Source organism: Bacillus sp. AMCV2 (genome assembly GCF_056033925.1).
This window is the reverse complement of the sequence record NZ_JBVYIB010000002.1, coordinates 2,850,160-2,868,860: the sequence shown is the minus strand read 5'-3', so window position 1 is coordinate 2,868,860 and position 18,701 is coordinate 2,850,160. Positions and strand designations below refer to the sequence as shown.

Annotated in this window: 16 protein-coding genes and 1 other annotated feature; of the genes, 11 read left to right on the top strand and 5 right to left on the bottom strand. The window is 43.8% G+C overall.

What is annotated here, in order from left to right; genetic code table 11:
• Nucleotides 1-8: 8 nt before the first annotated feature.
• Nucleotides 9-641, bottom strand: coding sequence for an acetoin utilization protein acetyltransferase AcuA (gene acuA / locus AC0OMA_RS14895; RefSeq protein WP_003229296.1), 633 nt, complete (start codon nt 639-641; stop codon nt 9-11).
• A gap of 159 nt (nt 642-800) precedes the next feature.
• Between acuA and acsA the strand changes: the two genes are divergently transcribed.
• The 3 genes from acsA (at nt 801) to sr7p (ending at nt 4,387) form a co-directional block, all read left to right on the top strand.
• Complete coding sequence (acsA, locus tag AC0OMA_RS14890; RefSeq protein WP_047183033.1) at nt 801-2,519, top strand: acetate--CoA ligase; 1,719 nt, start codon at nt 801-803, stop codon at nt 2,517-2,519.
• Nucleotides 2,520-2,573: 54 nt separating this feature from the next.
• Nucleotides 2,574-2,810, top strand: a binding site (T-box leader).
• Between the two features lie 50 nt (nt 2,811-2,860).
• Nucleotides 2,861-4,129 (top strand): tyrosine--tRNA ligase, encoded by a 1,269-nt coding sequence (tyrS, locus tag AC0OMA_RS14885; RefSeq protein WP_474222212.1) that lies wholly within the window; start codon nt 2,861-2,863, stop codon nt 4,127-4,129.
• A gap of 129 nt (nt 4,130-4,258) precedes the next feature.
• A complete protein-coding gene (gene sr7p, locus AC0OMA_RS14880; RefSeq protein ID WP_015483566.1) occupies nt 4,259-4,387 on the top strand; it encodes a small protein SR7P in 129 nt (42 codons plus the stop codon).
• A 21-nt stretch (nt 4,388-4,408) separates the two neighbouring features.
• On the opposite strand, the gene rpsD is transcribed toward sr7p, so the two are convergent.
• Nucleotides 4,409-5,011, bottom strand: coding sequence for a 30S ribosomal protein S4 (gene rpsD, locus AC0OMA_RS14875; protein ID WP_003229304.1), 603 nt, complete (start codon nt 5,009-5,011; stop codon nt 4,409-4,411).
• A 294-nt stretch (nt 5,012-5,305) separates the two neighbouring features.
• Here rpsD and AC0OMA_RS14870 point away from each other — a divergent pair, with 294 nt between their 5' ends.
• Nucleotides 5,306-7,045 carry a diguanylate cyclase domain-containing protein gene (locus tag AC0OMA_RS14870; RefSeq protein ID WP_015384382.1) on the top strand — a complete coding sequence of 580 codons (1,740 nt, stop codon included), beginning with the start codon at nt 5,306-5,308 and terminating at the stop codon, nt 7,043-7,045.
• 37 nt (nt 7,046-7,082) lie between these two features.
• Here the strand turns inward: AC0OMA_RS14870 and AC0OMA_RS14865 are convergent, their stop codons facing one another.
• The gene (locus tag AC0OMA_RS14865) at nt 7,083-7,574 is read right to left on the bottom strand and encodes a GAF domain-containing protein (RefSeq protein ID WP_014477664.1); all 492 of its coding nucleotides are present in this window, start codon (nt 7,572-7,574) and stop codon (nt 7,083-7,085) included.
• Between the two features lie 126 nt (nt 7,575-7,700).
• Here AC0OMA_RS14865 and refZ point away from each other — a divergent pair, with 126 nt between their 5' ends.
• On the top strand, nt 7,701-8,324 hold the full coding sequence (gene refZ, locus AC0OMA_RS14860) for a transcriptional regulator RefZ (protein ID WP_015384381.1): 624 nt from the start codon (nt 7,701-7,703) through the stop codon (nt 8,322-8,324).
• On the opposite strand, the gene hisJ is transcribed toward refZ, so the two are convergent.
• Entirely contained in the window at nt 8,321-9,127 is an 807-nt protein-coding gene (gene hisJ, locus AC0OMA_RS14855) for a histidinol-phosphatase HisJ (protein WP_015384380.1), read from the bottom strand. The two genes, refZ and hisJ, sit on opposite strands and share 4 nt — an antisense overlap.
• Before the next feature lie 196 nt (nt 9,128-9,323).
• Here hisJ and ezrA point away from each other — a divergent pair, with 196 nt between their 5' ends.
• On the top strand, nt 9,324-11,012 hold the full coding sequence (gene ezrA, locus AC0OMA_RS14850; RefSeq protein ID WP_015384379.1) for a septation ring formation regulator EzrA: 1,689 nt from the start codon (nt 9,324-9,326) through the stop codon (nt 11,010-11,012).
• 97 nt (nt 11,013-11,109) lie between these two features.
• Here ezrA and brnQ read toward each other — a convergent pair whose 3' ends face one another.
• On the bottom strand, nt 11,110-12,447 hold the full coding sequence (gene brnQ / locus AC0OMA_RS14845; RefSeq protein WP_003229322.1) for a branched-chain amino acid transport system II carrier protein: 1,338 nt from the start codon (nt 12,445-12,447) through the stop codon (nt 11,110-11,112).
• 194 nt (nt 12,448-12,641) lie between these two features.
• On the opposite strand from brnQ, the gene AC0OMA_RS14840 reads away from it, so the two are divergent.
• The 5 genes from AC0OMA_RS14840 to AC0OMA_RS14820 all read left to right on the top strand — a co-directional run bounded on the left by AC0OMA_RS14840 (nt 12,642) and on the right by AC0OMA_RS14820 (nt 18,677).
• Nucleotides 12,642-13,787: a cysteine desulfurase family protein gene (locus AC0OMA_RS14840; protein WP_015483565.1), complete on the top strand. Its 1,146-nt coding sequence runs from the start codon at nt 12,642-12,644 to the stop codon at nt 13,785-13,787.
• Between the two features lie 4 nt (nt 13,788-13,791).
• The gene (thiI, locus tag AC0OMA_RS14835) at nt 13,792-14,997 is read left to right on the top strand and encodes a tRNA uracil 4-sulfurtransferase ThiI (protein WP_015384377.1); all 1,206 of its coding nucleotides are present in this window, start codon (nt 13,792-13,794) and stop codon (nt 14,995-14,997) included.
• Nucleotides 14,998-15,090: 93 nt separating this feature from the next.
• Nucleotides 15,091-15,300: an alpha type acid-soluble spore protein SspA gene (sspA, locus tag AC0OMA_RS14830; RefSeq protein WP_003223491.1), complete on the top strand. Its 210-nt coding sequence runs from the start codon at nt 15,091-15,093 to the stop codon at nt 15,298-15,300.
• Between the two features lie 178 nt (nt 15,301-15,478).
• Nucleotides 15,479-17,068: an acyl-CoA synthetase MbcS gene (gene mbcS / locus AC0OMA_RS14825; protein WP_015483564.1), complete on the top strand. Its 1,590-nt coding sequence runs from the start codon at nt 15,479-15,481 to the stop codon at nt 17,066-17,068.
• A gap of 19 nt (nt 17,069-17,087) precedes the next feature.
• Entirely contained in the window at nt 17,088-18,677 is a 1,590-nt protein-coding gene (locus AC0OMA_RS14820; RefSeq protein ID WP_181220035.1) for an amidohydrolase, read from the top strand.
• Nucleotides 18,678-18,701 lie beyond the last annotated feature (24 nt).

Genomic DNA, 18,701 nt, shown 5'->3' with positions numbered 1-18,701 from the left:
AGTGTCAGTTAATACATATAACGATGATAAAAACGGAGCCTGTCAAATTGCTCAATTGATTCTTGGCTGACGTTTTTTCCAATGCGGGCCATCAGACAGTTTGCAGGGTGGGAGCTGATCTCCGGCTCATCCGTTGCAAACCAGACCAATCCGCCTGCATTCATCATCTTTTCCATGATCTTTCTGTATTCCCACACATCTTTTTTCATCCCTTTTAAATCCCAATGCCAGTAATATTCTGTCGTCATCACAATGTAGTTTTCCATTTGTTCATCCATCATGCTGACGGTCAGGAGCGTCTTTCCGACAGCGCATCCCCGATAGTCCGGCGCTACTTCGATGGCTCCGAGCTCAATCAAATCCTCCATATTTCCTTCAGACCATCTTTCGAGCGGGTCAGGATATAAATACGTGACATAGCCGACAATGGTTCGGCCGTCTCTGGCAATAATAATGCGCCCTTCGGGAAGGCCTGCAATGTCGACTAGCGCTTCATGCTGCTCGCGAGGCGGACGAAATGCGGTTAAATCTTTATGAAACTCATAACCTGCCAAATCCTCTGGAGAGACAGGCCCTTCTATCAGTAAAGAGCCGGTTGCTGTTTTGATGTTTGCTGAATGGTATGTTTTATGATGTTCCACTAATTCACCGTCCCATCAATTCTTATAAAAATACATGCCTTCTTTAAGAATACCAAATTATAAAGCGTTTTCAACATGGTTTATATTTTAAAAATTGAGAAGAATATGAATATATACTATAATAATTGTGACAACTTCAGCAAAGGGGGATGTTTGGGCATGAATTTGAAAGCGTTACCAGCAATAGAGGGGGATCATAACTTAAAAAACTATGAAGAAACGTACCGGCATTTTGATTGGGCCGAGGCAGAGAAACATTTCTCTTGGCATGAGACAGGGAAACTGAATGCGGCGTATGAAGCGATTGACCGCCATGCCGAATCGTTTCGAAAAAACAAAGTAGCGCTTTATTATAAAGACGCAAAAAGGGATGAAAAATACACATTTAAAGAAATGAAGGAAGAATCAAACAGAGCCGGGAATGTGCTGAGACGGTATGGAAATGTGGAAAAAGGGGACCGCGTTTTTATTTTTATGCCGAGATCACCCGAGCTTTATTTTATTATGCTTGGCGCAATCAAAATTGGCGCCATCGCCGGGCCGCTGTTCGAAGCATTTATGGAGGGAGCGGTGAAAGACCGGCTTGAAAACAGTGAGGCAAAGGTTGTTGTCACAACACCTGAGCTGCTGGAGAGAATACCGGTAGACAAACTGCCTCACTTGCAGCATGTCTTCGTAGTCGGGGGAGAGGCTGAGAGCGGCACGAATATCATCAATTATGATGAAGCAGCGAAACAGGAAAGCACAAGACTGGATATCGAATGGATGGATAAAAAAGACGGCTTTCTGCTTCACTATACATCAGGTTCCACTGGTACGCCAAAGGGCGTGCTGCATGTCCATGAAGCGATGATTCAGCAATATCAAACAGGAAAGTGGGTCCTTGATTTAAAGGAAGAAGACATTTATTGGTGCACGGCTGATCCAGGCTGGGTGACAGGTACGGTATATGGCATTTTTGCACCGTGGTTGAACGGAGCGACAAATGTCATCGTCGGCGGACGTTTCAGCCCGGAAAGCTGGTATGGAACGATTGAACAGCTTGGCGTCAATGTCTGGTATAGCGCGCCGACCGCTTTTCGGATGCTGATGGGAGCGGGAGATGAAATGGCTGCGAAATATGATCTAACTTCACTACGGCATGTGCTCAGTGTCGGTGAGCCGCTAAATCCGGAAGTCATCAGATGGGGACATAAAGTTTTTAACAAACGAATTCATGATACATGGTGGATGACCGAAACGGGCAGTCAGCTCATCTGCAACTATCCTTGCATGGATATTAAACCGGGTTCAATGGGTAAGCCGATTCCAGGAGTGGAGGCAGCGATCGTTGACAATCAAGGCAACGAGCTACCGCCATACCGAATGGGCAATCTCGCCATCAAAAAGGGCTGGCCTTCCATGATGCATACCATTTGGAATAACGCTGAAAAGTATGAATCGTATTTCATGCCGGGCGGTTGGTATGTGTCTGGGGATTCTGCTTACATGGATGAAGAGGGATACTTTTGGTTCCAAGGCAGAGTTGATGACGTCATCATGACTTCCGGTGAGCGCGTCGGCCCATTTGAAGTGGAAAGCAAGCTTGTCGAACATCCGGCTATTGCAGAAGCAGGCGTAATCGGAAAGCCTGACCCGGTGCGTGGAGAAATCATTAAAGCCTTTATTGCACTCAGGGAAGGATTTGAGCCGTCTGATAAACTGAAAGAAGAGATCCGCCTATTTGTAAAGCAGGGTCTTGCAGCCCATGCGGCTCCGCGTGAGATCGAATTTAAAGATAAGCTTCCGAAAACCCGAAGCGGAAAGATCATGAGGCGCGTGCTGAAGGCATGGGAGCTTAATCTGCCTGCTGGAGATCTGTCAACAATGGAGGATTAAAAGGCGGCGTTGACACAGGATTTTATTTATGTTAAAAATGATATAGCTTCATATGAAAAGGTAAAGATTGAGACAAGTAGAATATCCTTACGTTCCAGAGAGCTGATGGCCGGTGAAAATCAGCACAGATGGGTATATCGAATACACTCATGAACCGCTTTTGCAAACAAAGCCGGCCAGGCTTTCAGTAGTGAAAGAACGGACCTGATCCGTTATCAGGCAAAGTGATAAGACGAATGTTTGCATTCTCTTATTAGTAGGGTGGTACCGCGATAATCAATCGTCCCTTCGTGTAAACGAAGGGGCGTTTTTTATTTTAATCAAAAAAGGAGCTTTATCTTATGACTAACTTACTTGAAGACTTATCCTTCCGCGGATTGATTCAGCAAATGACAGATGAAGAAGGGTTAAATAAACAGCTGAATGAAGAAAAAATCCGCTTGTACTCAGGCTTTGACCCGACAGCAGACAGCTTGCATATCGGACACCTGCTGCCTATTTTAACACTTCGCCGTTTTCAGCTTGCAGGGCACCATCCGATTGCGCTTGTGGGCGGCGCGACGGGCCTCATCGGTGATCCAAGCGGAAAAAAAGCAGAGCGTACATTAAACACTGCTGACATCGTATCCGAATGGTCCCAAAAAATCAAAAACCAGCTGTCCAGATTTCTAGATTTTGAAGCAGCAGAAAACCCAGCTGTCATCGCGAACAACTTTGACTGGATCGGCAAAATGAATGTGATCGATTTCCTTCGAGACGTTGGTAAAAATTTCGGCATCAATTACATGCTGGCAAAAGATACGGTCAGCTCAAGAATTGAATCCGGCATCTCGTACACAGAATTCAGCTACATGATTCTTCAATCTTATGATTTCTTAAATCTTTACAGAGACAAAAACTGTAAACTGCAAATCGGCGGAAGCGATCAGTGGGGCAATATCACAGCGGGTCTTGAACTGATCAGAAAATCAGAAGAAGAAGGAGCAAAAGCGTTCGGCCTAACGATTCCGCTTGTCACAAAAGCAGACGGCACGAAGTTCGGAAAAACGGAAGGCGGCGCGATCTGGCTTGATAAAGAAAAAACATCGCCATATGAATTCTATCAATTCTGGATCAACACAGACGACCGTGACGTTGTCAAATACTTGAAATACTTTACGTTCCTTTCAAAAGAGGAAATTGAAGCATACGCTGAAAAAACAGAAACGGCGCCAGAAAAACGTGAAGCACAAAAACGCCTGGCAGAAGAAGTGACATCACTAGTTCACGGACGCGAGGCGCTGGAGCAAGCCATCAACATCTCCCAAGCGCTGTTCAGCGGCAATATTAAAGAGCTTTCTGCTCAAGACGTAAAAGTAGGCTTTAAAGATGTTCCTTCTATGGAAGCTGACAGCACCCAAGAGCTTTCACTTGTAGATGTGTTGGTGCAATCTAAATTATCTCCTTCTAAACGCCAAGCGCGTGAAGACATTCAAAACGGAGCTGTTTACATTAACGGTGAACGCCAGACGGAAATAAATTATACCCTATCAGCTGAAGACCGTATCGAAAATCAATTTACTGTTATGCGCCGCGGGAAGAAAAAATACTTCCTTGTGACGTATAAATAAGAAAAAGATCCTTTGCCACTGAAGGCAAAGGATCTTTTTGTTTACCGCATAGGAATGAAAGGAAAAGAGTATATTAGATAGGGCAAACACGACCAATCACCACCTTTTAAATGAAAGGAGCGCTAAAGCGTGAATCTCATGTGTACGATTGCAAAAGAACGGCTGCAGCGGGATTATTGGGAGCAGCAGGCGCAGGATAGTGTTGGCCAGCAAGAGGCAAAAGACAAAATAGACGATAAAAAAACCCCGACCGCATAGCGGCAGGGGTTTTTAAAACGATTAACGAGAGTAGAACTCAACGATAAGCGCTTCGTTAATTTCCGGAGCAAGTTCAGAACGCTCAGGAAGACGAGTGAAAGTACCTTCAAGCTTTTCAGCGTCGAAAGTAAGGTATTCAGGAACGAAGTTGTTCACTTCAACAGATTCTTTGATGATAGAAAGGTTTCTTGATTTTTCGCGAACACCGATTGTTTGACCAGGTTTCACTAGGTAAGACGGGATATCAACGCGGCTTCCGTCTACAAGAATGTGACCGTGGTTAACCAATTGGCGAGCTTGACGGCGAGTACGTGCTAAACCTAGCTTGTACACAACGTTATCAAGACGAGAATCTAAAAGAATCATGAAGTTTTCACCGTGTTTACCAGCTAGTTTGCCAGCTTTGTCAAACAAAGTGCGGAATTGACGTTCGTTTACACCGTACATGTGACGAAGCTTTTGCTTTTCTTGCAATTGCAAACCGTATTCTGATAATTTTTTACGTTGTCCTGGGCCGTGTGGACCTGGAGCGTAAGGGCGTTTTTCTAATTCTTTTCCTGTACCGCTAAGAGAGATTCCTAGACGGCGAGACAGTTTCCAAGATGGACCTGTATAGCGAGCCATAATGTGACTCCTCCTTTGGTTTTATTTTTGTGGAAAATAAAAACCGTCTGCTCTATTCGACCATGCACATTTTGTTTTCATGTATCCTCGCTCCAGCAGCAGAGAGTTACACGATACACCTTATTGATAAGGAACAAAATGAAAACATAGAAGCTGAACAAAAAGGCTGCAATATTTCACACAAAGGTCATTATATAATTTATTTGTTTTGAAGTCAACCATTCCTCCATTATTGCTTCACCGTTTATGATATAATAAACAAAAATTAGTGGTAAACTTTTAGGTGATAAAAACATGGTAGAACAAACTAAAGATCAATTATCCGCCTTTCATTATCATATGCTCGATTTTTTATTAACCAAATCTGAAAAAGTCACATTCACCGACTCTTTAATATGGCTGACTTCGGCTATTCAAACCTATTTTTCAACCCTTTGTGTTTCGCTTACACCGTCATCATCAGACTTTGTGACAAAACTGGCAGATGGTGAAGCGCGTTTTTCCGCTTCAAAAATAAACGCTTCATGTTATCTGATTGAGGACGGCTCCGGCAGGCGTTTCCATCTTGCGTGCAGGCAGGATGAAGAGATTCCTGAAGGGCTTCCGGACGTGGTTGCTTCATTTTTAAACCAGTCGATGAAACAGGAAAGACTCTATAACAAAACGATCTACCAAAAAAAGATATACAAAATGACGGAGCTGTTCCATTCACTGCTTGATCAGACAGATGTGCTGAAGCAGCTTTTAGAAAGCTTGACCAGCACATTTTCTCTTTTTGAGTTTTCTTTATTTATATCGCACGATCAAGACCAATGTTTAGGGATTCCTGCAAAAGAGCTGTATATGGAAGGGGAAAAATCCGATTCCTTTGCGCTCAAAGTGTATTTGTCCGGGGACATTTTGCGGAAAAATGAATCTGCCGCCTATATTCCGATCAAAGGACAGCAGGGCACATACGGGGTGTTGAAGGCTGAGGGAACGGGTGACAGCTTTCTTACTGATGCCTGCCTTGATGAAATGTCGCTGTTAGCAAACGCCGCGGGAAAAGCGTTTGAAAATGCCCAGCTCTACGAACAATCCAAAGCAAGCATCGCAAATTTGGAATTGATTAATGAAACATCACGCCGCCTGAATCAGCGGCTGACACTGACTGATACAATGAATGATCTGGCTGTGAGAATGGCAGAATCGTTTCAGGCAGAAGAAGTGGGATTTTTTCATATAGACCATTTTGAAAACCTAACATTGCTCCCAGGCAGCACAGCATTTTTTAAAGAAGCGAAGCCGTCAGATTTTTATAATGAGCTGAAAGAAAAGCTGTATGAAGGTGAAAAAGGGGTTTTCATCGGGAATGGCCAGTCTGTTTTTGGGAAGGCGGGGTACGGCTCGCTGATGGCTGCTCCGATGATTCAAAACGACCGGCTTCTAGGTTTTGCGGTTTTATTGAAACAGGAGCTGTACGCTTTTACATTTGAAATGTACAAGCTGTTTCAGGCGCTGATTCATCACGCGACACTGGCTGTAACCAATTCAATGCTCCGCGACCGCCTTGAGCATCTCGTGAAAACAGATCAGCTGACTGAACTGTATTCACGAGCGTATTTAGATGAAAAAATTCAATACAGCATGAAAATCCACCAAAAGGGTGTTTTTATTCTTGTTGATATTGATAATTTTAAGAATGTAAATGATACGTACGGCCATCAGACTGGGGACGAGATTTTAATTCAAGTCGCTTCAGTGATTAAAAGCAACATCCGAAAGCATGATGTCGGTGCCCGCTGGGGAGGCGAGGAGCTGGCGATTTATTTGCCAAATGTGCCGGTTGCAGTGGGGAAACGGATTACCGAGCGACTGGTTTATGCGGTCAGAAAAAATACGAAACCCGAGGTAACCATTTCCTGCGGTATATCCTGCTGGACGACAGAAACAAAAAAGTCGCTGAAAGAGCTTGTGCATGAGGCAGATGAAGCGCTCTACAGCGCGAAACGGAGCGGGAAAAACCGTTTGATGATTCATGACTCAATAAAATAAAAAAAGCCCAAAACGATATCAGTTTTGGGCTTTTATATTACTGAGCTAACGCTTTTTCTAGCGTTTCGGCAAATTGAGTTAAGTATTTTTCATCAATTTCGTCGAAACGGTTTTTCACTGGGCTGTCGATGTCCAAGACGCCGACAATTTTTCCGTCTACACGAATCGGAAGCACAATTTCTGATTGAGACGCTGCATCGCAGGCGATATGTCCAGGAAACGCGTTTACATCCTCAACACGTTCCACTTTTCCGTTTGCGTACGCTGTGCCGCAAACCCCTCTGCCGAAAGGAATCCGAACACATGCCGGCAGGCCTTGGAACGGACCTAACACAAGCTGTCCATCCTCTTCTTTGGCAAAATAGAAACCCGCCCAGTTGACTTCAGGCAGCGAATGATACAGCAGCGCTGAGGCATTTGCATAGTTAGCTATTTGGTCTGTTTCGTCTTCGGTCATGGCTTCGAGCTGTTTTAGCAGAAGCTGATAGTCTTTTTCTTTATCTCCAGATTGTTTTTCGACATGGAACATGGAAAACCCTCACTTTTTCTATAATATAAAACAAAGTTCCGGCTTTTCTGCCGGCATTTGTCGATAAGTTCTTACAGGAACAGCGGCTTTCTGCTTGAATAGTATCAAGAGGAAGGAGTGAGCCGTATGAAAGTAAGCACCAAAGACAAAATTATTGAATCTGCTGTCATGCTTTTTAACCAAAAAGGATTTTCTGGCACGTCTGTCCGTGAAATCGCAAAGTCAGCTGATGTAAATGTTGCGCACATCTCCTACTATTTTAAAGGCAAAGGAGGCTTGATGGAACACTTAGTTTCAGAGTTTTACGAAGGCTACAGCAAAACGCTTGAAACAGCGGCAAGCAATATCTCTTCTCAAAGCACGCAGGAACATCTTCTTCAATTGGTTTTCGATATTTTATCCTATCAGCATAATCATCGTCAATTAACTCGTTTTGTCTACCGGGAAGTTACAATTGACTCCACATTAATCAGGGAAATTATGTCGACATATCTAATGAAGGAAAAGTATATCTTTCAGCTGATCATTGAGGAAGGAGAAAAACAGCGTGAATATTTAACGCTGCCGCTGCCTCATTTTATTCTCCAATTAAAATCTCTCTTGATGATGCCCTATCTCCAGCCTCAATATATTTCAGAAGTACTCTACATGCAGCCGCACGAGCCGTATTTTTATAAAATGTATTTTGAAGAAATCAAGATTTGGATCAGAAGCGTCTTCCGGACAGGAGACGTGGCGCTCACCAATTAGCACCGTTCCAAAAACGCCTCATACGCATATCCGACATCTCCCGCTTGATGGGCATCTGACCCAAACACAAGCGGGATCTTCTTTTGCTTCGCTTTATTCAGCATCCAATCCTCGATATAAATACCGCCAGCGTAAGTTTTTCTTAAGCCGGAAGTATTGAAGTCGAGCTCCATTCCGTTTTCTTCAATGGCATTCAGGCACAGGGAAACGAGGCCGCGAATATGCTCGGACATGCTGTATGGAAACAGCTTGATGAATTTTTGGACGAGTGTGATGTGACCGACTCTTTTTGGCTTATAAACGCCGAGAGATGCTACAATGGAAGAATAGATACTCCGGTAATATTGTTCGTATACAGCTTCAATGCTTCCGCAGGCTGAAATTAGCTCTTTGAAGGTATGCTCGTCATAATCAAGGCATAGATAGGAAGAGTCTGTGCGCAAAAAATGAACGGATAAGATGCTGTCATCTAAATATGGCCCGTATGTGTCCAGGAATAATGTAATTTCGTCTTCAAATTCAGCGATATAATCGACTTCAAGCCCTGTCCGTATGCTAAGCTGTCCGCGATATTCTTTTTTTAATCCGGAAATTTCATTGATATAGCGTTCCAAAGAAGCTTGCGCCATCGCGCTGTCTTTCAGCGGCGTGGGATCGGTAAAAGAGGGCGGCAATGGGGCGTGTTCGGTAAAAGTAATCGATTCAAACCCTTTTTTTAAGGCTTCTTCTGCATATTGTCTGAGTGTGTCATTGGAGCCGTGAGGGCAAAATGGTGTGTGAATATGTCCGTCTCGCTTTTGCATTGATGTCACCCCATGAAAAAATAGTCAAATCCTGCCGATTTTGCACAAAAAGTTTTTGATTTCTGGTCAAAAAATGTTTGTTACATGGTATCATAATAACAATGAAAACGACAGTTTTTCTCAATACATATCCTGAAATCTTTCTGAATAAATAAAACACCCTGACAGATTAAGGTAAACAGCAAGGGGGCTCATTATGGAGTTTGTCATTGGATTATTAATTGTACTGCTTGCGCTGTTTGCGGCAGGCTACTTTTTCAGGAAAAAAATCTACGCCGAAATCGACCGGCTGGAATCGTGGAAGATTGAAATTCTGAATCGGTCGATCGTGGAAGAAATGTCTAAAATAAAACATTTAAAAATGACGGGTCAGACAGAAGAGTTCTTTGAGAAGTGGCGTGAAGAATGGGATGAGATTGTCACAGCCCACATGCCGAAAGTTGAAGAGCTCCTTTATGATGCCGAGGAAAATGCAGACAAATACCGGTTTAAAAAGGCCAATCAAGTGCTCGTTCATATCGACGACCTGCTGACAGCGGCTGAATCAAGCATTGAAAAGATTCTTCGGGAAATCAGCGATCTTGTCACAAGTGAGGAAAAGAGCCGTGAAGAGATTGAACAGGTGAGGGAGCGCTATTCGAAATCTCGAAAAAACCTGCTGGCTTACAGCCACCTTTACGGGGAGCTTTATGACAGCCTTGAAAAGGATCTGGACGAAATTTGGAGCGGCATCAAACAATTTGAAGAAGAAACAGAAGGCGGAAACTATATTACTGCAAGAAAAGTACTGCTTGAGCAGGACCGCAATCTTGAGCGGCTTCAGTCATACATCGATGACGTGCCGAAGCTGTTAGCTGATTGTAAGCAAACGGTGCCTGGCCAGATTGCTAAGCTCAAGGACGGCTATGCCGAGATGAAAGAAAAAGGGTACAAGCTTGAGCATATCCAGCTTGATAAGGAATTAGAAAATCTGTCAAACCAGCTGAAACGAGCGGAACATGTCCTGATGACTGAGCTGGATATTGATGAAGCGTCCGCAATCCTGCAGCTCATTGACGAAAATATTCAATCTGTTTATCAGCAGCTGGAGGGCGAAGTTGAAGCTGGTCAATCCGTACTAAGCAAAATGCCTGAATTGATTATTGCTTACGACAAGCTTAAAGAAGAGAAAGAGCATACGAAGGCGGAAACTGAGCTGGTGAAGGAAAGCTACAGGCTGACAGCCGGTGAGCTCGGCAAACAGCAGGCTTTTGAAAAGCGCCTTGATGAAATTGGGAAGTTGCTATCATCCGTTAAAGATAAGCTTGATGCAGAGCATGTCGCCTACTCACTTTTAGTAGAAGAAGTTGCTTCAATAGAGAAGCAAATTGAAGAAGTGAAAAAAGAGCATGACGAGTATCGTGAAAATCTGCAAGCGCTGAGAAAAGAAGAGCTTCAGGCGAGGGAGACGCTCAGCAATTTGAAAAAAACAATTTCTGAGACAGCAAGACTGCTGAAGAATAGCAACATTCCAGGCATTCCGAGCCATATTCAAGAGATGCTGGAGAACGCGCATCATCATATTCAAGAAACGGTCAATCAACTAAACGAACTTCCATTAAATATGGAAGAAGCCGGAGCCCATTTGAAGCAAGCAGAAGATATCGTCAACAGGGCAAGCCGGGAATCAGAGGAACTTGTCGAGCAGGTCATCCTCATTGAAAAAATCATTCAGTTCGGAAACCGGTTCAGAAGCCAGAATCATATTTTATCTGAACAGCTGAAAGAAGCGGAAAGACGTTTTTATGCTTTTGATTATGACGACTCTTATGAAATTGCAGCTGCCGCTGTAGAAAAGGCTGCGCCAGGTGCAGTAGAAAAAATCAAAGCTGATATATCCGCTTAGATAATCACGACCATGAAAAAGAGCCCGCAGTGTAATGAGCAGGCTCTTTTTTTTTCATTACAAAACGCCTGCGCAATAACGCAGGCGTTCTGTGACATTAACTTATTTCATTAAGCTGTTTGGATGGTCCGATGAATAAGGTCAGCACATAGCCGATAACCGCTCCGACGATTCCTGGAAGCACCCAGCCGATGCCGAGGCTGTAAAGAGGAAGATTCGCATTTAGAAACACATCTAAAGATCCAAGTGAAAAACCGGCTGCTTTGATACCGTCTAAAATACTGAAAAGTCCTGTACCGATCAAGCATGCGATGTACACTTCGCGTCTTTCTTTAAAGATCTTATCGATGAAGGAAAGAACGATAATGACAATGGCAAGCGGATAGATAGCTGATAAAATAGGAACAGAAAACGCGATAATTTGCGCGAGTCCGAAATTCGCAATGATCAAGCTGAATAACGTGACAATCGTAACGACAATTTTATATGATAATGCCGGAATAAGTTTTGAAAAATATTGGCCGCAAGATGTGACAAGGCCGATGCTTGTTGTTAAACATGCGACTGTAATCGCTGCTCCGAGTACGATGTTGCCTAATGAACCGAATAAATAATGGGAAGACGCAGATAAAATTTTAGCTCCTTCACCAACAGGACCAATGGCATTTGTGCTTGTTGCACCTAAATAAGCAAGGGATACATAAATGAAAGTCAGGCCTAAAGCGGCAATCACACCTGCTTTAATGCAGGCTGCAGCAAGAGCTTTAGACTGTGTAACGCCTTTGCTTTTTACAGCATTTACAACGACAACGCCAAATACAATTGAAGCAAGTGCGTCCATTGTTTTATAGCCTTCTAAAAATCCTTTAAAAACCGGTGTTCCTTTATATGCTTCTGTCACGGCGCCCAATCCGCCCATCGGCGTGAAGATGGCTTTGAGAACAATGATTAAAATAATTGTGAATTTGATGGGAGTCAGAATTTTTCCGACTCGATCCACAACCTTAGATGGGTTTAACGCTAAATAGTACGTAACGCCGAAAAAGATAAGTGTAAATATTAATAAAGAAAGTCTTTCTGGTACGCCAGTCAAAAACGGAACAGCGCCAATTTCATATGAAACAGTTCCTGTTCTCGGGATGGCGAATAATGGTCCGATTGATAAATAAAGCACGACAGTAAAGATTGTGCCGAAAACAGGGTGCGCTTTGTCAGCAAGGCCTTTAGCGTCCTTACCGGTTAATGCGATGGCGATAATGCCAAGAAGCGGCAGGCCTACCCCTGTCAGTAAAAATCCGCCGATGGCCTTCCAGACGTTGTGTCCGGCTGCTTGTCCAAGTTCCGGCGGATAAATCATATTTCCTGCTCCAAAGAATAACGCAAATAGCATGAAACCAATAATAATGGTATCTTTGACAGGCAGTGAGTGTTTCATGAAAAAAATCCTCCTAATAATTATGTTAAAATATTCTGTCAATTAATTGTCAGATAATATGACGAAACGAACAAATCTTATTATATGGTAAAAAAATTAGAAGTCAATACTAGTTTTTCGTAATTTTCTATTAAATTTTGTTATGGTAACATAAATATCATACCTTGTACCGCTTTCATAAAGGAGTAAAAAAGATGATATATTTAGATAATAGTTCAACGACGAAGCCTTACGATGAAGTCTTGAACGTATATGAACAGACAAGCAGCCGATACTTTGGCAATCCTTCATCTTTGCACCGATATGGAGCCGAAACGGAACAGCTGCTTCAAGCAGCCAAAAATCAAATCAAAAGGTCCTTAGGCCTAAAAAAATATGATATTGTATTTACGTCAGGCGCCACAGAAGCCAATAATGCGGCTTTAAAAGGAGCGGCTTTGTCAAAGATAAAAACAGGCAAACATATCATTGCCACTTCTATTGAACATCCATCTGTTACGGAATCGTTAGAACAGCTGAAAGAGTTGTTCGGGTTTGATATCACTTATCTTTCTGTGAATGAAGACGGATTTGTTTCTATTGAAGAACTAAAAGCAGCCATCCGTCCCGATACCGTGCTTGTCAGCATGATGCATGTGAACAATGAAGTCGGTTCCGTCCAGCCGATTGAAGCGGCAGGAGAAGTGCTGAAAGAGCACTCGAACATTTTGTTTCACGTCGATTATGTGCAGGGCATCTATAAAGTGCCCTTGGCAATTGAAAAGGCCGGCATTGATCTATGTTCAATTTCGGGGCATAAATTTCACGGCCTAAAGGGGACAGGCGCACTTATTGTAAAAGAAGGAACACGCCTTATTCCGCTCATAACGGGAGGCTCTCAGCAAAAAGGCATACGGGCCGGAACAGAACATACTGCTGGTGCGGTTTCGCTTGCCAAGGCCATTAATCTTGCCTCTGCTGATTTTGACACACGGCTTGACACGATGACTGCCACAAAGGAATTGTTTATGAAAAGGCTGAGTGAAATTGAGGGCGTCGTTATCAACACGCCTCAAATGAATAGCGCGCCGCACATTATTAATTTCTCTGTACCGGGGATTAAAGCGGAAGTGCTTTTACACATGCTTGAGGAACAGGATATATTCGTCTCCACAACATCGGCTTGCTCGGCAAAAGAACATAAGCCCAGTAAAGTTCTCTTAGAGATGGGCAAAGGAGAGCAGATTGCCGGAAGCAGCATCAGAATCAGTTTAAATTACAGCCAGACAAGCGATGTGGCAGATCCGTTTATGAACGCGCTTCGACCTGGCATCAAAAAATTAAGGAAAATGATGAGGTAGAAACATGAATTACGATCATATATTAATTCGTTTTGGGGAAATTTCGACCAAAGGCAAAAACAGAAAAAGCTTTATTGAGCGCTTAAAACAAAACATCAGACTCGTTTTGAAAGACTATCCGAATTTAAAATACTTTTCCAACAGGGATCGTATGACGATTACATTAAATGGAGAGGATCCTGAGGCTCTTTTTCCTCATTTAAAGCAAGTGTTTGGGATTCAAAGCTTCAGCCTGGCAATTAAATGTGACAGCCGCCTTGATGATATTAAGGCAACCGCACTAAAGGCCATCAAAGATCAATATAAACCAGGTGATACGTTTAAAGTCGCGACAAAGAGAGCGTATAAGCAATTTGAATTAGATACAAACCAGATGAACGCTGAAATCGGCGGCCATATTTTGCGAAATACAGAAGGATTGACGGTCGATGTTCGCAACCCAGACATCCCGCTCAGAATCGAAATCAGGGAAGAAGCAACATTTTTGACAATTCGTGATGAAAAAGGTGCAGGCGGGCTGCCAGTTGGTTCAGCAGGAAAAGCGATGCTGATGCTTTCTGGCGGCTTTGACAGCCCTGTGGCCGGTTTTTATGCGATGAAACGGGGATTGTCGGTAGAAGCTGTTCATTTCTTCAGCCCGCCATACACGAGTGAGCGCGCAAAGCAAAAGGTAATGGATCTGGCGAAATGTCTGTCCCGTTTTGGGGGAAGCATGACACTTCATATTGTTCCATTTACAAAAACGCAAGAGCTCATCCAAAAACAAATTCCTGAAAATTACACAATGACGGCAACCCGCCGCCTCATGCTTCAGATCGCCGACAGAATCAGAGAAAAGAGAAACGGGCTTGCCATTATTACGGGAGAAAGCCTCGGTCAGGTAGCGAGCCAAACGCTTGAAAGCATGTATGCAATTAATGCGGTGACGTCAACACCGATTTTGCGTCCGTTAATCGCCATGGACAAAACAGAAATCATCGAAAAATCACGGGAAATTGGCACATATGAGACAAGCATTCAGCCGTTTGAAGACTGCTGCACGATCTTTACACCGCCAAGCCCGAAAACACGCCCTAAAAAAGAGAAAATTGAACACTTTGAAAGCTTTGTTGATTTCGAGCCGTATATTCAAGAAGCGGTAGATAACATTGAGACAATGACCCTGTATAGCGAACAAGAAGCTAACGATAAATTCGATGAACTCTTTTAAATCAATTTTCAGCTCCTGTATACAATTACCAAAGTTTTTCTGAATGAAGCCATGTGTTTTGACACATTCTATACTCACAAGGAGGTGAGACACATGGCTAACAATAACTCAGGTAACAGCAACAACCTTTTAGTACCAGGAGCTGCTCAAGCGATCGACCAAATGAAATTAGAAATCGCTTCTGAATTCGGTGTAAACCTTGGAGCAGACACAACTTCTCGCGCTAACGGTTCTGTTGGAGGAGAGATCACAAAACGTCTTGTATCTTTTGCTCAACAAAACATGGGCGGAGGACAATTCTAATTTACAATTTCACATAATGGCTTAGGAGTGGGGGTATCCCCACTCCTTTTCATTTTTTACATATAAAAAAGGACCAGCGGCCTATAAAATCTATGTTTACAGAGGTTGCTTTTAGGCATATCCTTACGGAAAGAGCCTGTATTTATGTATAATGGGTGGAGAAAGTGAGGAGTTGTTCGTGTTAAAACGTGAAGATTTAATTGCCCCTATGCAATATAATTTAGTGAATGAAATGGAAAAGTTCAGTGCCGCTGGACAAAAAACCGCTCTTCTGTGGGAGGACGAGTCGGGCAAGCAAGAATCTTGGTCGTATGAAAAGCTGATGGAAGAAACAAATAAAATCGGAGCGGCCTTAGCTGATCTTGGATTTAAAAAGGGAGACAAGCTGATTGTAATGGTTCCGCGGGTGCTTGAAGCCTATGCTGTTTATTTGGCTATCCTGAAATCAGGAATGGTTGTCATTCCGTGCTCCGAAATGCTTCGCGCGAAAGATCTTGAATACCGGATTGAACATGCAGAGGTAAAAGGCGCCATCGTCTACTCAAAATTTATTGGCGCTTTCCGGGATGTCAGTACGGCTGATAAACTGATTACACTGTCTATTGGTGAAAATGATGCCGGCTGGAAAAACCTCTTATCAATTGAAGCGGACGGAAGCCAATTTAAAACAGCTGACACAACAAGAGATGATATGGCTTTCTTATCTTATACATCCGGGACAACAGGTCAGCCGAAAGGTGTTGTACATACACATGGATGGGCATTTGCTCATTTAAAAACTTCTGCCGGCGCTTGGCTTGATATTTCTGAAAAGGATATCGTCTGGGCAACTGCTGCCCCTGGCTGGCAAAAGTGGGTATGGAGTCCATTTTTAGCGGTGCTTGGCAGCGGAGCAACCGGTTTTGTGTACCACGGCAGATTCAAAGCAGAAAAATATCTAGAGCTTTTAAATCGCTACAAAATCAATGTTTTCTGCTGCACGCCGACAGAATACCGCTTAATGGCGAAGGTTGAAGGCTTGGACCGCTTTGATCTTTCTGCCCTGCACAGCGCTGTTTCCGCAGGTGAGCCGCTCAACCGTGAAGTCATTGATGTTTTCCAAAAGCACTTTGGCATTAAGGTACGGGACGGATATGGCCAAACAGAAAGCACGCTTTTGGTTGGTGTTTTGAAGGATACGCCTATTAAACCGGGAAGCATGGGAAAACCAACACCGGGAAATCAGGTGGAGATCATAAATGAAGACGGTGAAATCTGCAAACCTGGTGAGGTTGGCGATATCGCTGTTCACCTCAGTACGCCTGCGCTCTTTAAAGAGTATTTTAAAGATCCGGAAAGAATGAAAACACAAATTCGCGGCGATTATTTCCTAACGGGAGACAGAGCAAGAAAAGATGAGGAAGGTTACTTCTGGTTTGAAAGCCGAAATGACGATATTATTATCAGCTCCGGCTATACGATCGGGCCTTTCGAGGTGGAAGACGCGCTTGTTAAGCACCCAGAAGTAAAAGAATGTGCTGTTGTCGCAAGCCCTGATGAAATCAGAGGCTCCATCGTAAAGGCGTATGTAGTCCTGCAAAATCATGAAAAACGCAGTGATGAGCTTGTCAAAATGCTGCAAAACCATGTGAAGACGATTACCGCTCCATACAAATATCCTAGAGAAATTGAATTTGTGGAAAGCCTGCCGAAAACGGCTTCTGCAAAAATAAGACGAGTGGAATTAAGAAGACGTGAAGAACAGCTCAAAGCCAATAAAAAGGCGTAAAGAAAGAGAGTGAACGTGAATGAAGGCGATATGGCACGGCGGTTTCATTTATACGATGCTCAAAGAAGGTGATCGGACTGAGGCAGTTTATGTTGAGGATGGTGTCATAAAAGGCACCGGCAGCTATGAACGTTTGAAGGAAAAGTACGGGTCGCCGGAAACAGAAGAAATCAGCCTGAACGGAGCAGTGATGTTCCCCGGTTTTGTTGACAGCCATCTACATTTGATCGGCCACGGTGAGAAACAGCTTCAGCTCGATCTATCCGCACTGACGTCGAAAGATGCAATTTTACAGGCTGCGAAGGAAAGAGAGCGGCAGCTTCCTAAAAATGATTGGCTCATTGGAGAGGGCTGGAATGAAAATCAGTTTGAGACACCTGACTACTTGACTAAGCATGATCTTGATCGCCTGTTTCCTGACAGGCCCGTCTTGCTCAAGCGTATATGCCGGCATGCAATAGCTGTCAATTCTGCGGCTCTTCAAGCAGCGGGAATTTCAAGAAATACCCCTGACCCTGACGGCGGAGTCATTGTAAAAGATGCAAATGGAGAGCCGACCGGACTCCTGTTTGATAAGGCGCAGGATTTGATTCTGAAGGCTGTCCCGCCAGTCTCCCAGCACTATGTTGATGAGGCATTAACGGCTGCAATAAAGGATTGCTGGACAAAAGGCCTGACGGGCGGCCATTCGGAAGACTTGTCCTATTATGGTGAGGTTTCGGTGCCGTTGAAAGCTTATGAGAAAGCTGCCGCTGGCGGAAAGTATCCGTTCCGCTGCCATTTGCTCGTTCATCATGAAGCGGTCGATCGATGGGAGCAGCTGGAGAAACCGTCCGGCCCGTATGTGGAGTTTGGTGCGATGAAAATCTTTGCGGACGGGGCGCTTGGCGGGAGAACGGCTTTATTGAAAGAACCATATCAGGATGATCCATCAACAAATGGTGTCCAGGTTCATGATGACGAAACCCTTGGCCGGCTCATTCGCAAAGCGAGAGAAAAAGGGATGGAGGTTGCTGTTCATGCAATCGGCGATCTTGCTTTTGAAAAAGTGCTGAACGCAATAGAAAAGCATCAGCCCAAAAACGGCCGGCATGATCGGCTTATTCATGCCCAAGTGCTTGATAACGAATTAATCGAGAGAGCAGCACGCATGCCTATCGCACTTGACCTTCAGCCGCACTTCGTTGCAAGCGACTTTCCGTGGGTCATTGACCGTCTCGGAAAAGACCGGATGAAGACTGCATTTGCCTGGAAAACTCTTATATCTAAAGGCATTTTATGCGCTGGTGGTTCAGATGCCCCGATTGAGCCTGTTGACCCGCTTCTAGGGATACAGTCCGCGGTTCTCAGGAAAAGCAGTCATGAGCAAAACGGGCCAAGCTATAATGAAAGTGAATGTTTACCTGTATATGAAGCGATAAAGCTTTATACAGAAGGTAGCGCCGGTATCATTTATAAAGAGAAGTCACGCGGAAAAATTGCGGAAGGCTATGACGCGGATTTTACAGTTCTCAGTGGTGATCCGTTTGCCATTGACCCCGCACAGCTTCATCTTTTAGATATTAAAAAAACCGTGATTAACGGCCAGATTGTATATGAGAAATCGTAAAAGGACAGGCAGCTGCCTGTCCTT

What these genes read in the sequence shown, in the direction of transcription:
- sspA (WP_003223491.1), top strand. Translation starts at nt 15,091, where the DNA reads ATGGCTAACAATAACTCAGGTAACAGCAACAACCTTTTAGTACCAGGA.
- thiI (WP_015384377.1), top strand. Translation starts at nt 13,792, where the DNA reads ATGAATTACGATCATATATTAATTCGTTTTGGGGAAATTTCGACCAAA.
- AC0OMA_RS14870 (WP_015384382.1), top strand. Translation starts at nt 5,306, where the DNA reads ATGGTAGAACAAACTAAAGATCAATTATCCGCCTTTCATTATCATATG.
- brnQ (WP_003229322.1), bottom strand. Translation starts at nt 12,447, where the DNA reads ATGAAACACTCACTGCCTGTCAAAGATACCATTATTATTGGTTTCATG.
- acsA (WP_047183033.1), top strand. Translation starts at nt 801, where the DNA reads ATGAATTTGAAAGCGTTACCAGCAATAGAGGGGGATCATAACTTAAAA.
- hisJ (WP_015384380.1), bottom strand. Translation starts at nt 9,127, where the DNA reads ATGCAAAAGCGAGACGGACATATTCACACACCATTTTGCCCTCACGGC.
- tyrS (WP_474222212.1), top strand. Translation starts at nt 2,861, where the DNA reads ATGACTAACTTACTTGAAGACTTATCCTTCCGCGGATTGATTCAGCAA.
- refZ (WP_015384381.1), top strand. Translation starts at nt 7,701, where the DNA reads ATGAAAGTAAGCACCAAAGACAAAATTATTGAATCTGCTGTCATGCTT.
- AC0OMA_RS14840 (WP_015483565.1), top strand. Translation starts at nt 12,642, where the DNA reads ATGATATATTTAGATAATAGTTCAACGACGAAGCCTTACGATGAAGTC.
- AC0OMA_RS14820 (WP_181220035.1), top strand. Translation starts at nt 17,088, where the DNA reads ATGAAGGCGATATGGCACGGCGGTTTCATTTATACGATGCTCAAAGAA.
- rpsD (WP_003229304.1), bottom strand. Translation starts at nt 5,011, where the DNA reads ATGGCTCGCTATACAGGTCCATCTTGGAAACTGTCTCGCCGTCTAGGA.
- ezrA (WP_015384379.1), top strand. Translation starts at nt 9,324, where the DNA reads ATGGAGTTTGTCATTGGATTATTAATTGTACTGCTTGCGCTGTTTGCG.
- AC0OMA_RS14865 (WP_014477664.1), bottom strand. Translation starts at nt 7,574, where the DNA reads ATGTTCCATGTCGAAAAACAATCTGGAGATAAAGAAAAAGACTATCAG.